Origin of the sequence: Chitinophaga filiformis, from assembly GCF_023100805.1 — a bacterium.
GTDB classification, from domain to species: domain Bacteria; phylum Bacteroidota; class Bacteroidia; order Chitinophagales; family Chitinophagaceae; genus Chitinophaga; species Chitinophaga filiformis_B.
This window is the reverse complement of record NZ_CP095855.1, coordinates 2,374,079-2,396,954: the sequence shown is the minus strand read 5'-3', so window position 1 is coordinate 2,396,954 and position 22,876 is coordinate 2,374,079. Positions and strand designations below refer to the sequence as shown.

At 47.1% G+C, this 22,876-nt stretch carries 23 protein-coding genes; 5 read left to right on the top strand and 18 right to left on the bottom strand.

All coding sequences use genetic code 11. The annotated features are described in order from the left end of the window. The first annotated feature begins 15 nt into the window (after positions 1 to 15). Complete coding sequence (locus tag MYF79_RS09965; protein WP_247813735.1) at positions 16 to 2,256, top strand: DUF4954 family protein; 2,241 nt, start codon at positions 16 to 18, stop codon at positions 2,254 to 2,256. Positions 2,257 to 2,262: 6 nt separating this feature from the next. On the opposite strand, the gene MYF79_RS09960 is transcribed toward MYF79_RS09965, so the two are convergent. Then, positions 2,263 to 3,321: a cytochrome-c peroxidase gene (locus MYF79_RS09960; RefSeq protein ID WP_247813734.1), complete on the bottom strand. Its 1,059-nt coding sequence runs from the start codon at positions 3,319 to 3,321 to the stop codon at positions 2,263 to 2,265. 6 nt (positions 3,322 to 3,327) lie between these two features. Further along, complete coding sequence (locus tag MYF79_RS09955) at positions 3,328 to 4,053, bottom strand: MbnP family protein (RefSeq protein ID WP_247813733.1); 726 nt, start codon at positions 4,051 to 4,053, stop codon at positions 3,328 to 3,330. Between the two features lie 62 nt (positions 4,054 to 4,115). Here MYF79_RS09955 and MYF79_RS09950 point away from each other — a divergent pair, with 62 nt between their 5' ends. After that, positions 4,116 to 4,694, top strand: a complete 579-nt coding sequence (locus tag MYF79_RS09950; RefSeq protein WP_247813732.1) for an O-methyltransferase — start codon at positions 4,116 to 4,118, stop codon at positions 4,692 to 4,694. 168 nt (positions 4,695 to 4,862) lie between these two features. Continuing rightward, positions 4,863 to 5,273 carry a cupin domain-containing protein gene (locus MYF79_RS09945; protein ID WP_247813731.1) on the top strand — a complete coding sequence of 137 codons (411 nt, stop codon included), beginning with the start codon at positions 4,863 to 4,865 and terminating at the stop codon, positions 5,271 to 5,273. Between the two features lie 174 nt (positions 5,274 to 5,447). On the opposite strand, the gene MYF79_RS09940 is transcribed toward MYF79_RS09945, so the two are convergent. From MYF79_RS09940 to MYF79_RS09895, 10 genes are all read right to left on the bottom strand, one after another. Beyond that, positions 5,448 to 5,981, bottom strand: coding sequence for a hypothetical protein (locus MYF79_RS09940; RefSeq protein ID WP_247813730.1), 534 nt, complete (start codon positions 5,979 to 5,981; stop codon positions 5,448 to 5,450). Beyond that, positions 5,981 to 6,967, bottom strand: coding sequence for an AAA family ATPase (locus MYF79_RS09935; protein WP_247813729.1), 987 nt, complete (start codon positions 6,965 to 6,967; stop codon positions 5,981 to 5,983). Before MYF79_RS09935 ends, MYF79_RS09940 begins: the two co-directional genes overlap by 1 nt. Before the next feature lie 89 nt (positions 6,968 to 7,056). Next, positions 7,057 to 7,374, bottom strand: a complete 318-nt coding sequence (locus MYF79_RS09930; RefSeq protein WP_247813728.1) for a hypothetical protein — start codon at positions 7,372 to 7,374, stop codon at positions 7,057 to 7,059. Positions 7,375 to 7,480: 106 nt separating this feature from the next. Further along, positions 7,481 to 8,779 (bottom strand): L-fucose:H+ symporter permease, encoded by a 1,299-nt coding sequence (gene fucP / locus MYF79_RS09925; protein WP_247813727.1) that lies wholly within the window; start codon positions 8,777 to 8,779, stop codon positions 7,481 to 7,483. Between the two features lie 36 nt (positions 8,780 to 8,815). After that, positions 8,816 to 9,598 carry an SDR family oxidoreductase gene (locus MYF79_RS09920; protein ID WP_247813726.1) on the bottom strand — a complete coding sequence of 261 codons (783 nt, stop codon included), beginning with the start codon at positions 9,596 to 9,598 and terminating at the stop codon, positions 8,816 to 8,818. A 35-nt stretch (positions 9,599 to 9,633) separates the two neighbouring features. After that, positions 9,634 to 10,461 (bottom strand): amidohydrolase family protein, encoded by an 828-nt coding sequence (locus MYF79_RS09915; protein ID WP_247813725.1) that lies wholly within the window; start codon positions 10,459 to 10,461, stop codon positions 9,634 to 9,636. Positions 10,462 to 10,530: 69 nt separating this feature from the next. Further along, positions 10,531 to 10,863 (bottom strand): L-rhamnose mutarotase, encoded by a 333-nt coding sequence (locus tag MYF79_RS09910; RefSeq protein WP_247813724.1) that lies wholly within the window; start codon positions 10,861 to 10,863, stop codon positions 10,531 to 10,533. Between the two features lie 5 nt (positions 10,864 to 10,868). Next, positions 10,869 to 11,720 (bottom strand): fumarylacetoacetate hydrolase family protein, encoded by an 852-nt coding sequence (locus MYF79_RS09905; protein ID WP_247813723.1) that lies wholly within the window; start codon positions 11,718 to 11,720, stop codon positions 10,869 to 10,871. A gap of 60 nt (positions 11,721 to 11,780) precedes the next feature. After that, positions 11,781 to 12,527 carry a hypothetical protein gene (locus MYF79_RS09900; protein ID WP_247813722.1) on the bottom strand — a complete coding sequence of 249 codons (747 nt, stop codon included), beginning with the start codon at positions 12,525 to 12,527 and terminating at the stop codon, positions 11,781 to 11,783. 91 nt (positions 12,528 to 12,618) lie between these two features. Continuing rightward, on the bottom strand, positions 12,619 to 13,401 hold the full coding sequence (locus MYF79_RS09895; RefSeq protein WP_247813721.1) for an SDR family NAD(P)-dependent oxidoreductase: 783 nt from the start codon (positions 13,399 to 13,401) through the stop codon (positions 12,619 to 12,621). A 115-nt stretch (positions 13,402 to 13,516) separates the two neighbouring features. Between MYF79_RS09895 and MYF79_RS09890 the strand changes: the two genes are divergently transcribed. Next, positions 13,517 to 14,236: a M15 family metallopeptidase gene (locus MYF79_RS09890; protein WP_247813720.1), complete on the top strand. Its 720-nt coding sequence runs from the start codon at positions 13,517 to 13,519 to the stop codon at positions 14,234 to 14,236. A gap of 48 nt (positions 14,237 to 14,284) precedes the next feature. On the opposite strand, the gene MYF79_RS09885 is transcribed toward MYF79_RS09890, so the two are convergent. From MYF79_RS09885 to leuC, 5 genes are all read right to left on the bottom strand, one after another. Beyond that, a complete protein-coding gene (locus MYF79_RS09885; protein WP_247813719.1) occupies positions 14,285 to 15,793 on the bottom strand; it encodes a 2-isopropylmalate synthase in 1,509 nt (502 codons plus the stop codon). A 56-nt stretch (positions 15,794 to 15,849) separates the two neighbouring features. Beyond that, entirely contained in the window at positions 15,850 to 16,929 is a 1,080-nt protein-coding gene (gene leuB, locus MYF79_RS09880; protein ID WP_247813718.1) for a 3-isopropylmalate dehydrogenase, read from the bottom strand. Positions 16,930 to 17,027: 98 nt separating this feature from the next. Further along, positions 17,028 to 17,627, bottom strand: coding sequence for a 3-isopropylmalate dehydratase small subunit (gene leuD / locus MYF79_RS09875; RefSeq protein WP_247813717.1), 600 nt, complete (start codon positions 17,625 to 17,627; stop codon positions 17,028 to 17,030). A 42-nt stretch (positions 17,628 to 17,669) separates the two neighbouring features. After that, positions 17,670 to 18,428 (bottom strand): methyltransferase domain-containing protein, encoded by a 759-nt coding sequence (locus MYF79_RS09870; RefSeq protein ID WP_247813716.1) that lies wholly within the window; start codon positions 18,426 to 18,428, stop codon positions 17,670 to 17,672. Positions 18,429 to 18,440: 12 nt separating this feature from the next. Then, the gene (gene leuC, locus MYF79_RS09865) at positions 18,441 to 19,838 is read right to left on the bottom strand and encodes a 3-isopropylmalate dehydratase large subunit (protein WP_247813715.1); all 1,398 of its coding nucleotides are present in this window, start codon (positions 19,836 to 19,838) and stop codon (positions 18,441 to 18,443) included. Between the two features lie 216 nt (positions 19,839 to 20,054). On the opposite strand from leuC, the gene MYF79_RS09860 reads away from it, so the two are divergent. Next, a complete protein-coding gene (locus MYF79_RS09860; RefSeq protein ID WP_247813714.1) occupies positions 20,055 to 21,608 on the top strand; it encodes a hypothetical protein in 1,554 nt (517 codons plus the stop codon). Positions 21,609 to 21,693: 85 nt separating this feature from the next. On the opposite strand, the gene MYF79_RS09855 is transcribed toward MYF79_RS09860, so the two are convergent. Beyond that, positions 21,694 to 22,545, bottom strand: coding sequence for a hypothetical protein (locus MYF79_RS09855; RefSeq protein WP_247813713.1), 852 nt, complete (start codon positions 22,543 to 22,545; stop codon positions 21,694 to 21,696). Between the last annotated feature and the right edge of the window lie 331 nt (positions 22,546 to 22,876).

The window sequence follows — 22,876 nt, the reverse complement described above, 5'->3', positions numbered from 1 at the left end:
CTCAATTCTTTTCCGATGAATGTGATACAGAAGAAGCCACTCACAGAGTTAGGCTACAATTTTGTAGCGGCATCTTATTTACCCGAAGGTCAGGATGAATATTACCTGCGGAATAAACAACTGGGTAAACAACAACGCAACTACCGTAAGCTTAGTGCACTTGAGATCGAGATACTGGTACGCAATGACAATACCTCGGACGACTGGAACAACATCTTTGTGGCCAATGAATTCAGCCCTCAGCTGGTAAAACACTGTCACTTCTTCGGCGTAGTGCGCATCGGTAAACTGGAGCCTTATTACCTCGAGTTTCACAATCTCAGGCTGCCGGTAGGACTGTATAACAGCACCATCACCTCCTGCGATTTTGGCGATAATACCGCTATTCACAACGTTAATTTTCTTTCCCATTATATTATCGGTAATGAAGTGATCATCTCCAACGTCAACGAGATGGCCACTACCGATCATGCTAAATTCGGCAATGGCATTGTAAAAGAAGGCGAGCCTGAGCATCTGCGCATCTGGCTGGAACTGTGCAATGAGAATGGCGGCCGGAGCGTGATGCCTTTTGATGGCATGCTGCCTGGCGACGCCTGGCTGTGGACGCGCAACAGGGACGATAAAGCATTACAGGAACAATTCAAACGATTCACTGAAAACCAGTTTGATAAAAAACGCGGTTACTATGGTATGGTGGGCGACCGTACCGTGGTCAAGAACTGTAAGATCATCAAGGATGTGACTATTGGTACGGATGCGTATCTCAAAGGCGCCAACAAGATCAAGAATGTCACTATCAACAGTTCATCCGAGGCCACCAGTCAGATAGGTGAAGGTTGTGAACTGGTGAATGGTATTGTTGGTTATGGCTGCCGTGTATTCTATGGTGTGAAGGCGGTGCGTTTTGTAATGGCCTCCCATTCACAGTTGAAATACGGCGCCCGTCTGATCAACTCTTACCTGGGCAACAACGCAACGATCTCCTGTTGTGAAGTATTGAACTCATTGATATTTCCTGCACACGAACAGCACCATAACAACTCTTTCCTCTGCGCTGCACTGATCATGGGGCAGAGCAACATGGCAGCCGGCGCTACGATCGGTTCCAATCACAATTCCCGCGGAGCTGATGGTGAGGTAATAGCAGGCCGTGGCTTCTGGCCCGGGCTATGCGTAAGCCTGAAACATAATTCACGTTTTGCCAGCTTTACGCTGATCGCCAAAGGCACTTACATGTATGAAATGGACGTCCCTTATCCGTTCAGTCTTGTATTGAATGATGAACAGAGCAATAGTCTGAAGATCATGACAGGCTATTGGTTCCTCCATAACATGTATGCGCTGGCGCGTAACTCCTGGAAATACATTGACCGCGACAAACGTACTGACAAAACACAGCTGATAGAATACGATTACCTGGCGCCGGATAGCATTGAAGAGATGATCAATGCTATGACGCTGATGGAAATTGCTACCGGTAAAGCGTGGTACATTCAGCATGATCCACTGGCAGATCAGCCATCTGAACACGACCTGCAGGAGAAGGGAAAAGAGCTGCTGATGCACGATCCTGAAATGGTGGCCGGCCTGCAGATATTTGCTACAGATGTGGAGAACAGTTCACGTAAAGTACAGCTGTTGAAGGTACACAGGTCTTACCCACTGTTCCGCGAACTGATCAACCTGTATGCGGTACGTAATATTCTCAGCTATCTTGAAGAGCATCCCGGACAGTATTTCGGTTCACTGCGCGCTATCGTGGAAACTGCAGAACGCGGCCCATGGCATAATGTAGGCGGACAGTTGATGAAAGATGAGACACTGACGGACCTGAAAGACAGGATCCGTTCAGGGGCCATCAACAGCTGGGCGGCATTACACGAAAACTATAAGATCATCGGTGAGCATTATGCAACAGACAAACTGCAGCATGCCATTGCTTCACTGTTGTACATAGAAGAAAAAACAGCCAGGGACTTTACACCGGCCTTCCTTAAAGAATGCTTGTTACAATCCGTGCATATACAAAGCTTCCTTACTGAAGGTATTTATCATTCCAGGGCAAAAGACTACCAGAATCCTTTCCGCCAGATGACATATGAGAATGAAGCTGAAATGGAAGCTGTAATAGGCAAACTGGAAGACAACAGCTTTATACAACAGACGCTTGCAGATCTGAAGATGTACAAGAAGAAAGTAAGCGGGCTGATTGAAGAGTGGGGCTTAAGCAGTGCGCAGGTAGTAGAGCAGTAATGTTGCTTAATCAGTGATCAATATCTCGCTCAACTCTTTATTGCTAAGGAATTTTTTATCTGTCAAAGTATTCAGGAACATATACAGTTGCCGCTGTTCTTTTGCTGTCAGGGGAATACCGTCCTTCACAAGTGGATCAATGGTATTCCCTTTTTGCTGCCCATGATCGTACATGGCAAATACCTGGAAAATATCAAAGAACCGGCCGTCGTGCATATATGGAGCGCTGACCAGTACGTTCCGCAGGGATGGTACCTTGAACTTCAGGTAGTCGGCTGTATTGTTGGTGATACGCATCCTTCCTACATCATTCATGGAAGGCAGGTAAGGCAATCCGTTATTACGTATACTATAATCCGTGAAGAAAGGTGGTTTATGACAGCTGGCGCATTTCTGGGTAAAGGTCCTGTACCCTCCCTGTTCTTCCGCTGTAAATGTCACACCCGGTTCCCGGCGCATCACACTGTCGTATTTTGATTCGAACGAGATCATGGTAGCAATGAATTGGGACAGGGCTTTAAACAAGCGCTGGCTGGTCACCTCCTCTGTACCGTAAGCGGCCTTAAAAAGCTTCCTGTAGGTGGCATTTCCCTGCAGACGCTTAATAAGCACAGTCAGGTCCATTCCCATCTCGTTTTCGTCTGTAATGGGCGTTAAAGGCTGAATATCGAGGTGATTCACTCCCCCATCCCACATGAAGTCTTTCTGCCAGATCAGGTTGAACAATGTTGGCACGGAGCGGTTACCGGTACGCCCCAATACTCCATGACTGATAGCGTGGTCAAAATGGCCGAAAGCGGCAAACTGCTGATGGCAGAAACCACAGGAAATGGAACTGTCCAGGGATAGTTTAGGGTCGTAGAACAGGCGTCTTCCCAGTGCAATCCCCTGTTTGGTGAGCGGGTTATTCTTAAAATCGTATACGGGTGGCGGCAGGCTGTCCGGCAATTTCAGCTGGTAGTATTCAACTACCGGGGAATGGGCGGTGAGTACATGCCCGTCCCTGCCCATGATCCATAACCACAGGCAGAAGGCGATAAGGATATATGCCGCTTTCCGGAACATTTGCAATTATTGGTTTACGATCTTTTTAACGGAAAACATATGCTGATAATTATCTGCGATGCGGTCGGCCGCTGTACCGGGCGTCATAAAGCCCGGCAACTGCCGGAAATTGACCTGGTTAGGTCCGTTGAACCAGGCCATGGCGTCTGCCTGTAAAGTGATTCGCGGCTTATATCGTGGACCGGTCAGCAGCGGCGAAGGCAGGGTCAGCGTTATCATCCGCTGGGTCACATGAGGCGCCCGGTATCCGCCAATATGGAATTGCAACATGTGATTGGGCAGGTGGGAGGACGGTGATGTGCCTTCCAGTTTCGCCATGATATAACCGCTGTTCCAGGTCCAGAACATCCCGTACAGCGGATCTAATGCCCCGTTCTGCGGGCCGCTGAAATTGAGCACACTATCCACACCGATCATGAAAGACAACTGTGTGTATTCCCCTTCCGGGCAGGGTGGCAGCAGCATCTTTTTGGACGCGGCACTGTCTTCGCTGACCAGGAAATAGGCTGGCGGCAGAGCAATCTTCCTGCCATCGGCCGCTATCAGCGAAAAGTTGCTAAGATAGTATCTGAACAATGTGATATTGAAAGTATCACCGGCGGCATTGGTATAGCTAGCCGTCCGCAGCTGCATGGGCAGACCGGCTACTATATGACTGATTTCCAGCTGCACCTGTTGTGCAGCTGTGCCCGTAGGCAACAACAGGAATATCAGTAATAACAGGCGATTCATAATACCGAAAGTAAGCGATTTTTTTTATTACCTTGTCGAAAGACGATTTAACACTATAACCCATGACAGAAGACATATTACAGCAATTCCCTGAACACTACCAGTACATCGCCGACGCTACGAACGCATCCGGATTTACCATGGCCTCCGACCCGCTGACCTGTTCCCTGCTTCGCACACTGGCAGTATCCAAACCCTATGGCAGCTTTCTTGAACTGGGTACAGGCACCGGCCTGTCCACCTCCTGGATATTGGATGGAATGGATAAGGAAAGTACCCTCATTTCTGTAGACAATGCAGAAGAGTTCCTGGATATAGCAAAACAGTTCTTAGGCGATGACAAGCGCTTAAAACTCGTGCAGGCCGACGGTGGCGAATGGCTGAAGGAAAACAGGCGCAGGAAATTCGATTTCATTTTTGCAGATACCTGGCATGGCAAATACCTGATGCTGGAAGAGACATTGACCATGCTCAACAAAGGAGGACTTTACATTATTGATGATATGCTGCCGCAGCCCAACTGGCCGGAAGGACATGCTGAGAAAGTGGCACAGCTGATAAAAGACCTCGAAGCAAGAGAAGACCTGTTACTCACGAAAATGGTGTGGGCAACGGGAATCATTATTGCCGTGAAGAAATAATCTATACTTTCCTGTAAAAGGCCTCCGGATCGATTGTCCGGGGGCTTTTGCTGTTTTAAGGACGGTAATGACTACTTCGCGGCAAATCTTGTCCACTACACGAGAAAGCGCTGTTCGTTGCTGTATGGCGGTTATACCTTTGCTGTATAACCTTTAAATATCTAAACAATGAAACGTAATAATATTCTTGCAGGTGCAATAGTCGCAGTAGTTATGATAGCAGCATCGCTTATACCTGGTTCCGCCAGTGCGCAGGTAAAAGGTCTCGGCCGCACTGATCTTCAGCAACATGATCTCAGTATTCCAGGCTGGGAAGCAGTGCAGGTAATTGTAGACTTTAAGCAGGGTGTAACAGCACCTAAGCATAGTCATCCGGGAGAGGAGATCATATACGTGCTGGAAGGTATAATAGAATATAAGCTGGAAGGCAAAGCGCCGGTAACGCTCAAGGCTGGTCAAGTGCTGTTTGTACCGTACGGGGTGAAACATGAGGCCAGGAATGTCGGGAAGGGTGAGGCTAAAGAGCTGGCGACATATGTGGTGGAGAAAGGGAAACCGCTGGTAGTGCTGGCGAAGTGAGGGAAGAGGGGTTAATCGTGATGTAAAAAGCTTTCGGGTGAGTAACCTGGAAGCTTTTTTATGTGACATAAAAGCCTGTTTTTTGACGCAAAATGCACTTGCGCGACATAAAACCTGTTTTCGCGACATATGATATTCATTTTGCGATATAAATTGTATAGTACACAGGTTGCTTTAAATTTTCTCAAGCACTTCCATATCCGTCTGATAAGTAGCCTCTTTAAGATAACTGACCCAACCAGCTAATCGTATCAAATCATTAGCGCCCGCTTGACGCATAGCAATGAACAAACGCTTGAATCGCTCATCATACTTTGAGTTCACAGATTTTGAAACTTTCCTGAGTTGATCCAGATCTTCCGGCAAATCAAAATCAGACAAGGAGATATTTACAGATGCAGCACTATCCAGTATAAAGCGTTCCATGGCAGGGCTTATCTGAATTATATAATGATGCCTGGCAAGGTTGCGATGTCTGTGCAGTATTAGTGGCCCTACCTGGCAGGCAACGGTAAATTCTTTAAGGTAATCCACCTCATTTTTATCCTTGTCTATAATACCAAGTGCAAAACGATCGGCAAAATGTTGTTTCATTACCTTAGCAACCGTACCACAGCCTTTTTGGTGATTATACCGTGTTACCGGCGGTACTAAAGTTTCAAGAAGATTGGTGTCAACAAAACATTCCGGGATAATTGCTAAATCCATCAAATAAAGCTTTCACTATTGGTGAATAAATCTACTCCGTTTTGAAAGACATCATGCAACTCCTGTTCAGAAAGTCGCTTGACGCTTGTTGCACTATTTTCATAGTGAACTAAAAAAACTGATAGTTCATTCCGGCTGTTTTCTAACAGATCATTTAGTATAAAAGGGCTGTGAGTCGCAATAAAATACTGATTATTCGGGCCATGGATCATTTCCTGTGTAAGAAGGGCCATATAGGGAGGAAATGAATGCGCCTCTGGTTCTTCAAACAGTAATACGCTATCACTATTTGAAGCAATGGCTGCTTTAAAGAATATAACACGTTGAAGGGTATCTGCAATGGAATTGTAAGGTATCAGGAACATTCCATCCTTGTCATTGGATTGGATCACTTTAACAGTCTGACTACTCTTGTCAAAAGCGATGTCTAACCCGTATTCCTTAAACAGCGCAGTAACCTCGATCTTAAGTTCTCCGTACTGTTCTATAACGGATAACAGATTGAAGCCAAAAGGCGGTATAAGATATTTACTATGCCCTTTTTTGTAAACAACGTCAGATTTATAAGTATATCGTTTGACTGGAGGTTCAAAAGAATCGCTTCTTCTCCCTCCCTTTACCAATAGTTTCTCATCGATATGAAAATCGAATGATTCACCGGGATACGATAAAGCAACATTCAATCCTTCCTTAGGGTGATATTTTAATTGAACGTCACCTCCATTCGTCCTGATCACCGCATTATTCGCAGTGTTACCATTATAGAACAATTCCGTTTCATGTTCCAAACGGACCAGGCTATTTAATTTCCTGGATGTATTTTCTCTCAGATAGGGCAATGAAAATAATGATAAAGCCTCGATGATATTGGACTTCCCCACATTAGGACGACCTATGAAAAGGTTGATCCGTTTGAAGCCGTCGAGCTCCAAATTCCTGATGGATTTAAAATTATTGATGGCTATATGATCGAGAGAATTTGACATCGTTAGCTAAAATAGGACATTTTCTGAACAGATCAGTGGCTGAATATGCGTCATCCGAATATTTCAATACACCAATGGTGGACAAAAATTCACCCGTTCAAATAGTCCCCCACCTCCTTCAACAGCACTTCCTCACTAACATCCTTAAGCACTTTCGCAATACTTTGCGTCTCCGATGTAACTTCATCAATCACCTCAAACTCTGCATAATATTTCATGTTTCCCTGCGTACAATCTCTACATTCCCAGGTTGAAATATAAACCAGCTTGCTCTTTTTCTTAAATCCGACAGCATATAAATCAGCCTCCCAGAAGTCTACCAACTCAATGGCATCTTCTCCCAGCATTTCCACAATCAGATGATAGATGTATCTGATACCCGGATCTTTAATTTGTAAATCTTCCATACATTATCATTTGCTGATTTAATACTTCCCTTGCGATTTTTATGCAACAATATAAAATAAAAAGGGCGCCATTACTGACGCCCTTTGCTGAATATTTGATTGTTTCTTAGTGTGCTTTATCGAGCTTATACCCCTTCGCACCGAACCATACCACCACCGCAAAGCAGATCAATGGCAGAATGTAGGCCATCTGGATATTAGAATTGTCAGAGATCAATCCCATCAATGGGGGGAAAATAGCCCCGCCTACGATAGACATGATGATCAGTGAGGATCCGAATTTTGTATCTCCTCCCAGGCCTTTAATGCCCAGTGAGAAGATAGTCGGGAACATGATAGACATGAAGAACGGTACTGCAAGTACAGTCCATACTGCTATCTGTCCTTTGGTCGTCATTGCGATCAGGATCAGGAGCACATTGATTACACCATAGAGTGTAAGTAAGAGTTGTGGCTTGATGGTACGCATCAGGAAAGTACCGAAGAAACGGCCAACCATGAAACCTAAACCCGCTACGGACCCTAACAATACCGCTGCTTCCTTCTCTCCTATCTGCGCTGTATACTTCGCAAAACGGATAAAGAAGGCATTCACTCCTACCTGCCCGCCGATATAAAAGAACATGGCCACTACAGCTGCGATCAGATGGCGATGCCGGAAGATGCTCCCCTTTGTGCCAGCTGTTGCATCTATGCTGGTATCTTCCTGTTCTGTTACCTCAGGCATTTTCGTAACTACAAACAGTACTGCAATCAGCAACACGATGATGCCGATGACGAGGTAGGGCACCTTTACAGTGCTGGCCTCACCAATCAGGTATTGCTGCAATGCATCGGGCGACATAGCGCCGATCTGCTCCTTGCTCAACTCTGTACCGGAGAGGATGAATTTTGCACCTAATATCGGCGCGATCATCGCACCTACGCCGTTGAACGACTGCGCCAGGTTCAGACGGGTGGTAGCCGTTTCAGGACTACCCAATACAGATACATAAGGATTGGCAGCTGTTTCCAGGAATGTTAATCCAGTAGCAATAATGAACAGCGCTCCGAGGAAGAAGCTGTATTCACGTGTACTGGCGGCCGGAATAAACAAAAAAGCCCCTATTGCATACAGGGCCAATCCGAAGATGATGCCCGCCTTATAACCAAACTTCTTCATCACCGCTCCTGCCGGCAATGCCATCAGGAAGTAGGCGGCAAACACTGCAGAGTCAATAAATGCAGATTGCATGTCTGACAACTGGCAGGCCTTTTTCAGGTGTGGAATAAGGATAGGGCTCATGTTGTGGATCAGCGCCCAGAGAAAAAATAAACTGGTTACCAGTATGAAAGGGAACAGGTAACTCTTTTTTGTATCAGTGTTTGCCTTAACTGTGGAAGTGGGCATTGCGGCTCCGGCCATATGTAATGTTTATATGATGAAAATTGCTGTTGGCAGCTAGCTAATAGACCTGTCCAGATGTGTATAACCACCATCTACATACACGATCTGTCCGGTGGTATGAGAGGACGCATTCGACAACAGGAACACTGTCATGTTAGCGATCTCCTCTGAAGTGGTCATACGTTTTTCAAACGGTATTTTGGCTACAATAGCAGCCAGTTTCTCCTGTGGATTCGGTAAGGAATTGATCCAGGTTTCATACAGTGGCGTCCATACCTCAGCAGGGATCACCGTATTTACGCGGATGCCATAAGGTATCAGCTCTACTGCCCATTCACGGGTCAGCGCATTGATACCACCTTTGGAGGCTGCATAACCGGATGTGTTGCCCTGTCCTGTATCTGCTACTTTGGAACCGATATTCACGATATTACCTTTTGTAGCTTTCAGGTGAGGCAATGCATAATGCGCCAGGTTGTAATAGTGTGAGATGTTCTTTTGCAATGATGCCATGAACTTCTCAGGGCTACCACTTTCCAGGCCTACGCCATCATTCACGCCGGCATTATTCACCAGGCCGTCGATGCGGCCATACTTTTCTACTGTAAAATCGATCACCTTTTTACAGGCCGCCGCTTCTCCCAGTTCTGCAGTTACCTGCACCGCTTTACCACCGGCAGCGGTGATAGCAGCTACTGTTTTATTGTTATCTTCTTCACTTCTGCCTGCAATTACGGTAATACCGCCTTCTGCAGCGATCAGTTTTGAAATTGCCTCACCAATGCCTTTAGCGCCACCTGTAACTATAAATACTTTATCTTTTAATCCCAGATCCATTTGAATCGTTTAAATTGTTTTAATTGATCGAGGCACTACAAACCGTAGAACCTTACAGCGTTTCCGCCCATGATACCCGCCTTTTCATCTGCTGAAAGACGGCTGATATAGTCAGTAACAATCCCTATCACTTCCGCATAACTGGCTGCCAGTTTACACACCGGCCAGTCGGAACCGAACATCAGGCGTTCCGGCCCGAAGGCTTCCAGCACTACATCCAGGAAAGGCGCAAAATGTGCAGCATCCCACTTTTCCCAGTCAGCCTCTGTTACCAGCCCACTCAGCTTACAGTATACATGCGGGTGTTGTGCGATCGCACGCATATGCGTTTCCCAGGCACTGATATCGCCTGTTTTAAAATAGGGTTTGGCCATATGATCTATGACCAGCCGTTGCCCGGGAAATAGCTGTACAAAGGCCTCAACAGCGGGCAATTGTACAGGATATACCAGTATATCGTAGGTGAAATTATGTTTTGACAATGCCCGTATACCTTCGCAGAAATCACTCCTGAGAAGAAAGGCAGGATCAGGCTCTCCCTGTACAATATGCCTGAAACCTTTCAGCTTTTCAAAACGGCTGAAATGTTCCAGTCTTTCAGACAGGTTGTCTGCACGAAGATCAACCCACCCTACTACACCTTTAATGAAATCGTGCTGAGCGGCCAGATCAAGCAGAAAGCCGGTCTCTGTTTCCGACTGGTCTGCCTGTACGGCCACACAGGCATCCACACCATTTTCCTCCAACACAGGCTGCAGGTGGTGTGGCAGAAAATCTTCCTGGATCACTTTCATATCGTCAGTGATCCAGGCATCCTTTACAGGGTGATATTGCCAGAAATGCTGGTGCGCGTCTATAATCATTTTTTCATAACGTTTAGCTTCCTTTTCAGTGGCTATAAAGCTATACTCCCATACTGCTATTTCGCTTCATCAGTGGAGTGCAAAGATCCTGTCCATCAGCAACCATTTCTCACCGGGTTTCGCCACAGGCAGGGCCTGCTGATACTTCCACATCAGCTGCTCCCATTCCTGCACCTTAGGATTCGCAGCATCTGCCGCGCCTTTCGCTTCAAAGGAGAAACTGTCGTTCACCTCCATGATCATAAAAAGGCGGTCCATGATGCGGTAGATCTCCATATTGGTGATACCGCTATCAGTGATGCTCTTTTTTATTTCCGGCCATACCGCACGATGGTAGGCTTCATATTCTGCTATCAGAGCCGGATCATTCACCAGGTCCAATGCCAGGCAGTAACGTTTCATAGTGCTTATTTATACGCGACAGCCGTTTGTTTGGAGCTGCCCAATCCATCAATACCCAGTTCGATCACATCGCCTGGCTTCAGATATACCTGTGGGTTCATACCGAGTCCCACACCTGCCGGTGTACCGGTAGAGATCACATCTCCCGGAAGCAGTGTCATAAACTGGCTCAGGTAAGATACCAGGAAAGGTATTTTGAAGATCAGGTTGGCGGTAGTACCGTCCTGCATGGTCTTACCATTTACGGTCAGCCAGAGGCGCAGGTTATTCACATCTTTTACTTCATCTTTGGTTACCAGCCAGGGCCCCAGGGGAGCAAAGGTGTCGTTGCTCTTCCCTTTTACCCACTGTCCGCCACGTTCCAGCTGGAAAGCGCGTTCACTGTAGTCGTTGTGCAATGCATAACCAGCTACATAATCCAGTGCGTCTTTCTCATCTACATAGCTGGCTTTTTTACCGATCACAACAGCCAGTTCCACTTCCCAGTCAGTCTTTTCGCTGTTACGTGGGATGATCAGATTATCGTTAGGTCCTACCAGGGAAGAAGTACTTTTAAAGAATACAATAGGCTCCGCAGGTATCTGTGCATTGGTCTCCCTCGCGTGGTCAGCATAGTTCAGACCTATGCAGATGATCTTGGAAGGCCTTTGTACGCAGGATCCCAGGCGTGTGCCGGCAGGTACCTGTGCACAGCTGCCGCTGTTCTTTTCCCACCATGCAGCCAGGCGCTGTAAACCATCTGTCTCAAAGAACCTTTCGCCGAAGTCTTCTCCAAATGCACTTACATCGAATGTACCTGCTTCTGTTACAATACCCGGCTTTTCTGCACCCGGTAAACCAAATCTGATCAGTTTCATATAAAAAATTACTGTTTATGCTTTTTGCTTTATGTGATGGCTGCAGTACAGCACATACTATTATCTTAAATTATTGATCTGTAAGTGCCCGCCGTCTACCTTTATCTCTACGGTATTCAACAGCTGACCTTCTTTTTCCAATGCTATAAAACATTCAGCCGGTTTATCTTTTGAAGCAAGCACCCCTGCCTTGTAACCAGCAGGTACTGCCTGGGAAATGGTCCTGTTGGCACCGCCGAATTCAGCATAAATATGCACGGAATCTTTCGAGGCCAGCGGCACCACCCTGACAATAAAGTCTGCGATGATCCTCCCTGACTGTATATTCTTCTTATAGCTATCTTCCAGTTTTGCTTTTTCGGACACACTTACTTTTCCTAATCCCATTTTGTTCTCCGCATATTGCCATACACCTGCGGGAGGCGTTCCCACATGATTGATCTGCAGGTATCCCTTGTCATCTACACTGGCGTGATAGTAACGGGTAGTACGGTTTTGCTTCAACACACCAATGTAACAGCTGTTCGGCTTATCCCATACCAGGCGGTACAGGTCTTTCTCTTCCACATCTTTTGCCAATGGCAGTTCGAAGCTTTTTTCTTTCGTCTGGCCATTTAGTTCAAAGAGGATCTTGATCTCAGTGGTATCAGTCACCGGAAAAGATACGCTGACCTTTCCTGTGGGTGTTACCGGTGTAAAGGCCTCTCCTGCTGATGATGTATCTTCGACCTCGTTGGATGCCGGCTCCTGACGTGGACCACAGGCAAAGAATAAGGTTGCTGAAAGTAATAATGGCCAAGCTTTCATGGAATTGTGCATTAATTTTCGAATGAAGAATTTAAAATGTGAATTACGAATATAACTAATCCCTCATTCGTAAATTGCTTTTTGCGGATTCTTAATTATTCAGCCTGATAAATCCTCCATCCAGCGGATAGTCGCAACCTGTAATGAAACCGGCTTCCTCAGCACACAGGAACAAAGCCAGCGTGCCCACCTCATCCGGTCTTGCCATACGTCCGATCGGTTGTGTTTTGGACAGTTTATCAAACATTTCCTTTTCTTTACCGGGGTAGTTCTTCGCAATAAATCCGTCAACAAATGGTGTATGCACACGTGCAGGAGACACACAGTTACAACGGATGCCATCCTGTATATAGTCTTTCGCAACTGAAAGGGTCATGGTCAGTACCGCGCCCTTACTCATGGAATAGGCGAACCTGTCGGGAATACCTACGCTGGACGCGATAGATGCCACATTCAGGATCACGCCGCCTTTCTGTTCCTTCATTTGCTTTATCACCGCATACATACAGTTGTATGTGCCTTTCACATTCACATTATATATCCTGTCAAGATCTTCTTCCGTAGTGGTTTCCAGTTTACCGACATGTGCTATGCCGGCACAGTTCACCAGGATATCGATGCGACCTGCCGCAGCAATGATCTTATCCATGGTAGCCGTTACGGATGCCTGCTGTGCTACGTTACAGCCATGTACCTGCGCCTTTCCTCCTGCCGCAGCAATATCTGCGGCTGTCTGCTTACCTCCGTCCTCGTTCAGCTCCAGGATGTGCACATCAGCACCCTGCGCTGCAAATACCTTCGCAATTGCCTGTCCTATGCCGCTGCCACCACCGGTGATCACAGCCACTTTGTTGTCTAATCTAAACAGGTTCATAATTTGTCTGATTTAAGGGTTCTAAAATAACCCTTTTAAGAAGGCAAAAGCTATCCTTTTTTACCAGTAATTTGTACTTTATTACCATATTTATGATTATTTAAATAAAAAAAGGTTGAAAATCAATTACCGGACTTTCCAAAAGAAAGCTGCTTTGTTTTTATATGTCATACTGACAAACAATATTTACGCAGCATATGCACAAAAGATTCCCCTGAACAAATACGGGCTGCCGGTGGTCAATACTGTGGCACTGTACAAAGAACTGGTATCGTCAGACAGCAACCAGGCCTTTGTCAATATTATGACCTACATCCCCGGTATACGCAAGGATATCCGCTATGCGACTGCCAACAATTTCACACATAAGGTATTGTATCCCTATCCCGCTGTATACCTGCGTTTGCCGGCTGCCAAAGCATTGAAGGCCGTACAGCTGGAGCTGAATAAAAAAGGATTGGGACTGCTGGTGTTTGACGGCTACCGGCCTTATAGTGTAACGGAGATGATGTGGGAGATCGTGCCGGACGACCGTTATGCGGCAGACCCGCATGTGGGCTCAGGGCATAACCGCGGTGTAGCGGTAGACCTGACCATCGCAGACCTGCGTACCGGTAAACCGGTGCCCATGCCTACCGGTTATGATGACTTTACTGTAAAAGCACATCACGACTATGCCGAACCTGATTCCGTAATAGCGGCCAACAGGGCATTGCTGCGCAGCACGATGGAACGATATGGCTTTGTACCACTGCCTACAGAATGGTGGCATTATTACTTGAAAGATCACAAGCTGTATCCGCTGATGGATATTGCGTTTAAAGACATCAAATAAAAAAGGCCCTGTCTGTCGACAGGGCCTTTCCATTCATATCAATGTTGCTTAATAGATCTTGTTCAGTGCATCCACATATGCGTGCATGGAAGCGTTCACGATGTCGGTAGAGTAACCATAGCCATAGTAAGACTGGCCATTGTGTTTCACACGCATGTTCACTTTGCTCACATCTTTACTACCACCGCGCATAGACTGAATATTGAATTCATCAATATCAATCTGATCTTTGATGATCTCGTGAATAGCATTGATAGCGGCATCTACAGGACCATTACCTGCGGAACTAGCTTCTTTCTCTTCACCGTTGATCTTCAGTTTTACTGTTGCCATCGGGCGCAGCGGGTCTCCGCATACCACCTGCAGCAGTGTTACCTTGATCGCTTTATCGTCATAGTTCGTATCATCTCCATCGCCCATCAGTTCCTGCAGATCGGCATCGTTGATGTCCTTCTTCTGATCGGCCATGATGAGGAAGCGCTGGTATACTTCATCCAGGTTGATCTTATCCAGTTTATAACCCAGGCGCTCCAGGTGATGTTTCAATGCGTGACGGCCGCTACGTGCTGTCAGGATGATCGCATTGGATTCGATACCTACGTCCTCAGGATTCAGGATCTCATAGTTCTCACGGTGTTTCAGCACGCCATCCTGGTGAATACCGGAGCTGTGTGCGAAAGCATTACGCCCCACGATAGCCTTATTAGGCTGTACCGGCATACGCATCATGGTTTCTACCATGTTGCTGATACCATAGATACGTTTTGAGTTGATACCGGTGTGATAACCCATTGCATGATGGGTTTTCAGGATCATAGCCACTTCTTCGAGGGAAGTATTACCGGCACGCTCACCGATACCGTTGATGGTACATTCCACCTGACGGGCGCCATTCATCACACCTGCAATGGTATTGGCAGTAGCCAGACCGAGGTCATTATGGCAATGCACGGAGATGATAGCTTTATCGATGTTAGACACATTGTCTACCAGGTATTTGATCTTCGCGCCATACTGGTCGGGCAGGCAGTAACCATTCGTATCAGGAATGTTCACTACTGTAGCACCTGCAGCAATCACGGCTTCGATCATTCTTGCCAGGTATTCATTGTCGGCACGGCCTGCGTCTTCTGCATAGAATTCAATATCATCCACATACTTGCGGGCATACTTAACGGCATCTACGGCGCGTTTCAGGATGTCTTCGCGGGTACTGTTGAATTTGTATTTGATGTGCATATCGGAAGCACCGATACCTGTATGGATACGCTTACGTTTGGCAAAACGGAGCGCTTCTGCAGCTGCATCGATATCCATAGTATTGGCGCGTGTCAGCGCACAGATAACAGGTTCGCTTACCGCTTTGGATATTTCAACGACGCTTTGAAAATCGCCGGGACTGGAGATCGGGAACCCGGCTTCAATAACATCTACTCCCAGCGCTTCCAGTTCTTTCGCTACCTCGATCTTTTCAACAGTTGTAAGCTGGCAGCCAGGCACCTGTTCACCGTCACGGAGAGTAGTATCGAAGACGTATACACGATTTTTATCGCTCATCTTAAATTATTTGTGTTATTGGATAATTTAATTAGTTGGCAAATTGTGCTGGCAGATTAACTCAGGTTTTCCAACACTTTTGCGCCCATTGCATCTGTACCCATCACGAAGTGATTTTCCGTATGCTTGTTGGCAATATCCATGGTACGGAAGCCTTGTTTCAATGTTGCTTCTACTGCCTTGATCACACGCAGTGATTCTGTTTTGAGTCCGAAAGAAATATCGAGCATCAGTGCGGCAGACAGGATAGAGGCCAGCGGGTTGGCAATACCTTTACCTGCAATGTCATGCGCAGAACCATGGATCGGCTCATAGAAACCTGTACTGTCGCCTACAGAAGCAGACGCCAGCATACCCATGGAACCGGCGATCTGTGAAGCCTCGTCGGTCAGGATGTCGCCAAACAGGTTAGCTGTCAGCACCACATCAAAACGTTTAGGATCTTTCACCAGCTGCATAGCGGCATTATCAATGAACATATGTTCTGTTTCCACATCAGGATATTCTTTAGCGATCTCCTGTACTACCTCGCGCCACAGGCGGCTGGATTCCAGTACATTCGCTTTATCCACAGAGCACAGCTTTTTACGGCGGTTGCGGGCAGCTTCATATGCTTTGCGGGCGATGCGTTCTACTTCATAACGATGATAGATCATCAGGTCAGAAGCAGTGTTACGATCTTCCGAACGTTTCTTTTCACCAAAGTACACATCACCGGTCAGCTCACGGAAGAACAGGATGTCTGCTCCGCGGAGTATTTCCGGCTTAATGCTGGATGCTTCCAGCAGTTCATCAAACAACTTTATAGGCCGCAGATTGGCATATAAACCAAGCTCTTTGCGGATCTTCAGCAATCCCTGTTCAGGGCGGACCTTCAGTGTAGGGTCATTATCGTATTTGGCATGACCAATAGCACCAAAGAGGATCGCATCACTTTTGCGGGCTTTGTCCAGTGTTTCATCAGGCAGCGGATTACCGGTAGCTTCGATTGCAACATGCCCCATTATGCCTTCTTCAAAAACAAAGTTGTGCTTGTAATTTACAGCAATTGTTTCCAGTACTTTCTGGCCCCAGGCAGTTACTTCCTGTCCGATACCATCACCGGGAATTACCAGTATCTTTTTGTCTACGCCCATTTAGTTTAAAGTTGATTAGAATTGATGTTTACTTCATTGCATACCACAGCGGTCTGCCGTCCCTTCGAAAAGTACGGCGAAACCGCTGAAGTAAAATGTTAAAAATTAAACTCACGGCTGGCTTCGTAGGCTTCTATTTCCTTACGAAGGCTCAACAGGTAGTCAATATCATCATAGCCATTCATCAGGCATGTCTTCTTGTAAGGATTGATATCGAAACGTGTTTCCTCACCTGTAGCAGCAATCTTCAGTGTCTGCTTTTCCAGGTCTACTTCCAGTTTGGCAGCAGGATCTTTTTCGATAGCGGTGAAGATCTTGTCCAGGAACTCGTCAGTCACCTGGATAGGCAGGATAAAGTTGTTCAGTGCATTGTTCTTGAAGATATCAGCGAAGAAGCTGCTGATCACTACCTTGAAACCATAGTCGGCAATAGCCCAGGCTGCGTGCTCGCGGGAGGAGCCACAACCGAAGTTCTTACCTGCTACCAGGATCTCACCTTTGTAGATGGGATTGTTCAGCACAAAGTCCTTTTTAGGCTCGTTGTTGCTTTCATAACGCCAGTCACGGAAGAGATTTTCTCCAAAGCCGTCCCTTGTTGTTGCTTTCAGGAAACGGGCAGGGATGATCTGATCAGTATCAATATTTTCTATCGCAATAGGAACTGCGGTGGAAACCAGATGTTGAAAATTCTTACTCATTATTAACAGCCTTCCTTCCGGGAAGGTCTTTCATTTTACAAGTTAAAGATCCGAATTAATTTTTTCTGCTTTTACACGTAAGCGCACATACTTCGAGTACCATTTACCGTCGCGGAAGTTGGTAGCCCTTAAGGCTTCCTGTGCCTCCTGCAGGACAGGCAATCTGTCCTCTTCCGGTACCTGTTCCAGGAAATGTGATCCGAACATCTGCAGCCATTCCACAATACCATTCTCAGGGTCTGCCAGTTCGGTTTCACGGTCAAAGTAAAGTACCTGGTTCACGCGGAAATCATATTCTTCCAGCAGGGTTGTATATTCTCCTACGGAAGGGAAATACCAGAATGCTTTGTAGGCATAGCCCCTGTTGTGCAGGGCTTTTTCCAGCGCTCCCAGGATGTCGTCCACATTCCCTTTACCACCCATTTCCAGCACCAGCCGTCCTCCGGGTTTCAGGTGCTGCCAGATGCGGTCCAGCGCTTTCTCCTGCTGACGTATCCAGTGCAGGGTCGCGTTTGTGAACACTGCATCAAACTTTTCCGGCAGGGAAAAGGAGGTGGCGTCTCCCACCCTGAAGGTGATATCCGGGAAGTGCTGCTGCGCACTGGCGATCATGCTCGGGGAGCTATCCAGCCCCGTTACCTTTGCACCGGTGGCCGCTATCTGGGATGTCAGCTCGCCGGTACCGCAGCCCAGGTCCAGGATGTTCTCCCCTTCCTTTGGCTGCAGCCATTCGATCAGGCTATTGCCGTATTCGAATACAAAAGCGTGCTTTTCCTTATATAATTCTGCGTTCCAGGACATTTTTTCAGTTGATTATACCAGTTCTCTTACGTCTGTTACTTTACCGGTAATGGCTGCTGCCGCTGCTGACAGCGGGCTGGCCAGGAAGGTGCGGGCATTGGGTCCCTGACGGCCTTCGAAGTTACGGTTGGAAGTAGAGATGCAATACATCCCTGCAGGCACCTTATCTTCGTTCATACCCAGACAGGCAGAGCAACCCGGCTGACGTAAATTGAATCCGGCTTCTTCAAATATTTTGTCGATACCTTCTTTCTTGGCTTGCGCTTCCACCTGTTTAGAACCGGGCACGATCCATACCACTACATCTTCAGCCTTTTTCTTCCCTTTTACAAAGTCGGCCACCATGCGGAGGTCTTCAATGCGGGAGTTGGTACAGCTACCGATGAACACATAATCCACCTTTTTACCCAGCAGTCCGGCGCCTGGTTCCAGGCCCATGTAATCCAGGGATTTCCTGAAAGATGGCTTTTCCTTGTCTTCCAAACTTTCCAGTGTAGGAATGTGCTGGGTTACACCGATACCCATACCCGGATTGGTACCGTAGGTGATCATTGGTTCGATATCAGCCGCGTCAAAGGTCAGTACTTCGTCGAAGGCAGCATCTGCATCGGTATACAGCGTCTTCCAGTAAGCCAGCGCCTTATCCCAGTCGGCCCCCTTAGGAGCAAACTCACGGCCTTTAATATATTCGAAAGTAGTTTCGTCAGGAGCGATCAGACCACCGCGGGCACCCATTTCGATGCTCATGTTACAGATGGTCATGCGGGCTTCCATGCTCAGGCTGCGGATAGCCTCTCCGGCATATTCCACAAAATAGCCGGTAGCACCGGAAGCGGATATTTTAGAGATGATATACAGGATAATATCCTTGGACACCACGCCCTTTTTCAGTTTACCGTTCACCTCGATCTTCATGCGTTTTGGACGGTATTGGAGGATACACTGGGTAGCCAGTACCTGCTCCACCTCGGAAGTACCGATACCGAAGGCAATTGCACCGAAGGCGCCGTGCGTGCTGGTATGGCTGTCGCCGCACACAATGGTCATTCCCGGCAGGGTAATACCCAGTTCGGGCCCGATCACGTGTACAATACCCTGGTAAGGGTGTCCCAGACCGTACAGTTCCACGCCGAACTCTTTAGTGTTGGTGGTCAGCATTTCTACCTGTTTGCGGCTCAGGGCCTCTTTAATAGGCAGGTGCTGATCGATGGTAGGTACATTATGGTCTGCCGTAGCCCTGGTTTTAGCAGTACGGAAAACCGGTATCCCCCTTTTGCGCAGTCCGTCAAAAGCCTGCGGACTGGTCACTTCGTGAATAAAATGCGTGTTGATGTATACTGCATCCGGAAAGCCGGGCTTGCTAACCACCACGTGGCTGTCCCAGATCTTGTCAAATAATGTTTTTCCCATCCGTAATTTTACATTTTGAAACGCCTTGTGTTAAGATCATCAGACACTGACACCGGCGAAATTGATAATTTTGTGCTTCCTTGTTTGTTTGTACCTTCAAAGCTAATAGTCAATGTTAATTACCACATAGCTAAATTTGACTTAATTACGATATATAACTAGCCCTGACATCGATTATACTTTTGATTGTCAGGCAATTATAACACATTATTAACGATGTCCAACAACCAGCACGACGCCCTCTTTATATTAATTAAAACACTCACAAAAGCTGAAAAGCGCAATTTTCAACTTGCTTTTAACAAAAATAACACTAAGGAGGACGTCCTATTCATTCAACTTTTCAATACGCTGGACAAATTAAAGGAGTACGATGAGGAATTGATCCTCAGGAAGATACCCGCTATCAAAAAGCAACAGCTCAGTAATGTCAAAGCTCACCTTTATAAGCAGTTGCTTACCAGCCTCCGCCTGTTGTACAAGCAGAAAGACCCACTGATAGACCTGCGGGAACAGTTGGATTATGCGCGTGTATTGTACAGTAAAGGGCTTTATAATCAGAGCCTTAAGATCCTTTCCCGCGCCAAAGCAATGGCCATTGAGCAGGAAGAGGTCATGCTAAGCTATGAAATTATAGAATTTGAAAAACAGATCGAGAGCCGGCACATCACCCGCAGCCTGGAGAACCGGGCAGACGAACTGAGCGCTGAATCCCGCCAGATAGAGCACCGGCTGAGCAATATCAGCCGCCTTTCCACCCTGGCCCTCCGCATGTACGGACTGTACCTGAAACTGGGCCATGCCCGGGATAAGAAGGATGCCGACATGGTAAAGATGTTCTTCGAACAGGAACTACCGCCCAACTGTGGTACGGACATGAGTTTTTATGAGAAGATCCACCTGTACCAGGCCTATAGCTGGTACTATTACATCCTCCAGGACTTTGTCATGTTCTACCGCTATACCCAGAAATGGGTGGATCTGTTCAAGGACTACCCCTCTCTGCAGCGGACCGATGTGGAACTGTATATCAAGGCTATGCACAACCTGCTGACCGCCCATTTTTATACCATGAACCACGAAAAGTTCATGAGGGATCTGGAGGAACTGGAAACCTTCATTGCAGAGAACCAGGAAAGCTTCAATGAGAATACCAAGACCTCAGCCTTTGTGTATGTATATACGGCGCGTATCAACCATTACTTCCTGGAAGGTACTTTCAGCGAGGGACTATCCCTCGTGCCACAGCTGGAAACGGAAATAGCCGAGCACCAGCTGAAGATCGACCAGCACAGGGTACTTTTGTTCTATTACAAGATAGCCTGCCTGTACTTCGGCAGTGGGGATAATAATAAGGCGATCGATTACCTGAATAAGATCATCCACCTGCGAATAGGCAATTTGCGCGCTGATATTCAATGTTTTGCGCGCATCCTTCACCTGATAGCCCACTATGAGCTGGAAAACTACAGCCTGGTGGAATACCTGATCAAATCGGTTTACCACTTCATTGCCAAGAACAAAGACCTTGGCCAGATGATGGAGGAGATCCTGAAATTCCTAAGGCGGAACATCTATGCACATCCCAAGGCCTTGCGCAGCGCTTTTGCCGACCTGAAAGAGCGGCTGGTGCAATTGTCCCAGAACCCTTATGAAAGGCGGTCTTTCCTGTACCTGGATATTATTTCCTGGTTGGAAAGTAAAATTGAGGGGATACCGGTGCAGGAGATCATCCACCGGAAATTTGTACGCAAAGAGAAGAGGATTTGATTATGTCAGGTTCTGAAATAGGTTCATTCCTCAAAAAGCGTAAACCTCTTTCAGGACCTGACGGTATAATCAGCGATACAGGTAGTTATACCCCTTCAGTCGGTTCCGTCTTCGAATCGGCCAGCCCTGCATCGGCAGCATCAGCCTGATCGCCGGCATTGTCATTGCTGTTATCATTCTTGTCTGCCGGCAGCGGGTCTTTATACTGCACTTTCTCTTTCACGTTGAACAGCGTTTTAAACACTTCCTCCAGTTTCTCAGACGCCTCTTTAGAAAACAAGCCTACCAGGCAGGCTATCGCCATCATACCATAAGGGTTCAGAGGTACGCTGTCGCGCTGCGCTGTAGCCTCGCTCTTTTCTGCAGCAGGTATAGCGGCAGTGGAATCGGAGGCCGTAGCGGCAGAATCTACGGCTGCAGTATCGTGTGCAGCGCCATGAACGGTAGATTCTTCCGGTACAGCGCCGGCGCTCACTTCGCCTTCCGTAACTGCCGGAGTAGCAGGAGCTGTTGTAACCTGATTGTTTTCCGGTAGTTCGGGCGCTACTGGCGGACTGTAGGTGAGGATACCGCCTCTCAGCAGCATATAAAAGAACATCGCCATACCGGCTCCGATCAAAGGTCTTAACAGGTACCAGGGAATCCAGGTGGTCACAAAAGTGCGGTTACCCACAAAGGCGGTGAACGAGATAATGAGGTGGACATTGGCGCCAAGGGCCCCACCCAGTACCATCAACAGCAGGAAACGATGTTCTGCGGTAATGGTATAGATACTTCCGAACAATTTGAAGGGGTCTTTACTGCTCACGTAACCGGATGGCCAGATGCAGATAATGGTGTAGAACAGGAGAACGGCCATTACGCCGAAAAGGATGGTTAGAGTAATGATCCAGGCGCGGTCTTTGGCAGACCGGGTTTGCTGTGATGTGTTGGACATAGGTGTTTATTAATAGTGTTACGATGGATAGTAATATTATCAAACAGCCACACGGTTGCTTGTGACAACGGTGTGGCTGTTTATTATTTATTTTGAAAGAAACATTTATTCGACGCTAGTTCGTCGCTTGTTCGATGCTTCTTCGTCCCTTCTTCGTTGTTAATCTAATGCGTGCCTGTTCTCTCCGTCTTCTCTGCTTCTTCTTCCGGATAACTCTCACAGACCAGCGCCTGAACACATGGCTCCACGATAGGCCCCGAATGCAGCGGGCAATCCATTAAACTCCGGGTAATGCCACATCGTAACAGAGAAGCCGGTTCCGGCGCCCCTT

Bases quoted from the DNA above. Each gene is read 5' to 3' on its own strand.
- MYF79_RS09965 (WP_247813735.1), top strand. From the start codon at position 16: ATGAATGTGATACAGAAGAAGCCACTCACAGAGTTAGGCTACAATTTT.
- MYF79_RS09960 (WP_247813734.1), bottom strand. From the start codon at position 3,321: ATGTTCCGGAAAGCGGCATATATCCTTATCGCCTTCTGCCTGTGGTTA.
- MYF79_RS09955 (WP_247813733.1), bottom strand. From the start codon at position 4,053: ATGAATCGCCTGTTATTACTGATATTCCTGTTGTTGCCTACGGGCACA.
- MYF79_RS09950 (WP_247813732.1), top strand. From the start codon at position 4,116: ATGACAGAAGACATATTACAGCAATTCCCTGAACACTACCAGTACATC.
- MYF79_RS09945 (WP_247813731.1), top strand. From the start codon at position 4,863: ATGAAACGTAATAATATTCTTGCAGGTGCAATAGTCGCAGTAGTTATG.
- MYF79_RS09940 (WP_247813730.1), bottom strand. From the start codon at position 5,981: ATGGATTTAGCAATTATCCCGGAATGTTTTGTTGACACCAATCTTCTT.
- MYF79_RS09935 (WP_247813729.1), bottom strand. From the start codon at position 6,967: ATGTCAAATTCTCTCGATCATATAGCCATCAATAATTTTAAATCCATC.
- MYF79_RS09930 (WP_247813728.1), bottom strand. From the start codon at position 7,374: ATGGAAGATTTACAAATTAAAGATCCGGGTATCAGATACATCTATCAT.
- fucP (WP_247813727.1), bottom strand. From the start codon at position 8,779: ATGGCCGGAGCCGCAATGCCCACTTCCACAGTTAAGGCAAACACTGAT.
- MYF79_RS09920 (WP_247813726.1), bottom strand. From the start codon at position 9,598: ATGGATCTGGGATTAAAAGATAAAGTATTTATAGTTACAGGTGGCGCT.
- MYF79_RS09915 (WP_247813725.1), bottom strand. From the start codon at position 10,461: ATGATTATAGACGCGCACCAGCATTTCTGGCAATATCACCCTGTAAAG.
- MYF79_RS09910 (WP_247813724.1), bottom strand. From the start codon at position 10,863: ATGAAACGTTACTGCCTGGCATTGGACCTGGTGAATGATCCGGCTCTG.
- MYF79_RS09905 (WP_247813723.1), bottom strand. From the start codon at position 11,720: ATGAAACTGATCAGATTTGGTTTACCGGGTGCAGAAAAGCCGGGTATT.
- MYF79_RS09900 (WP_247813722.1), bottom strand. From the start codon at position 12,527: ATGAAAGCTTGGCCATTATTACTTTCAGCAACCTTATTCTTTGCCTGT.
- MYF79_RS09895 (WP_247813721.1), bottom strand. From the start codon at position 13,401: ATGAACCTGTTTAGATTAGACAACAAAGTGGCTGTGATCACCGGTGGT.
- MYF79_RS09885 (WP_247813719.1), bottom strand. From the start codon at position 15,793: ATGAGCGATAAAAATCGTGTATACGTCTTCGATACTACTCTCCGTGAC.
- leuB (WP_247813718.1), bottom strand. From the start codon at position 16,929: ATGGGCGTAGACAAAAAGATACTGGTAATTCCCGGTGATGGTATCGGA.
- leuD (WP_247813717.1), bottom strand. From the start codon at position 17,627: ATGAGTAAGAATTTTCAACATCTGGTTTCCACCGCAGTTCCTATTGCG.
- MYF79_RS09870 (WP_247813716.1), bottom strand. From the start codon at position 18,428: ATGTCCTGGAACGCAGAATTATATAAGGAAAAGCACGCTTTTGTATTC.
- leuC (WP_247813715.1), bottom strand. From the start codon at position 19,838: ATGGGAAAAACATTATTTGACAAGATCTGGGACAGCCACGTGGTGGTT.
- MYF79_RS09860 (WP_247813714.1), top strand. From the start codon at position 20,055: ATGTCCAACAACCAGCACGACGCCCTCTTTATATTAATTAAAACACTC.
- MYF79_RS09855 (WP_247813713.1), bottom strand. From the start codon at position 22,545: ATGTCCAACACATCACAGCAAACCCGGTCTGCCAAAGACCGCGCCTGG.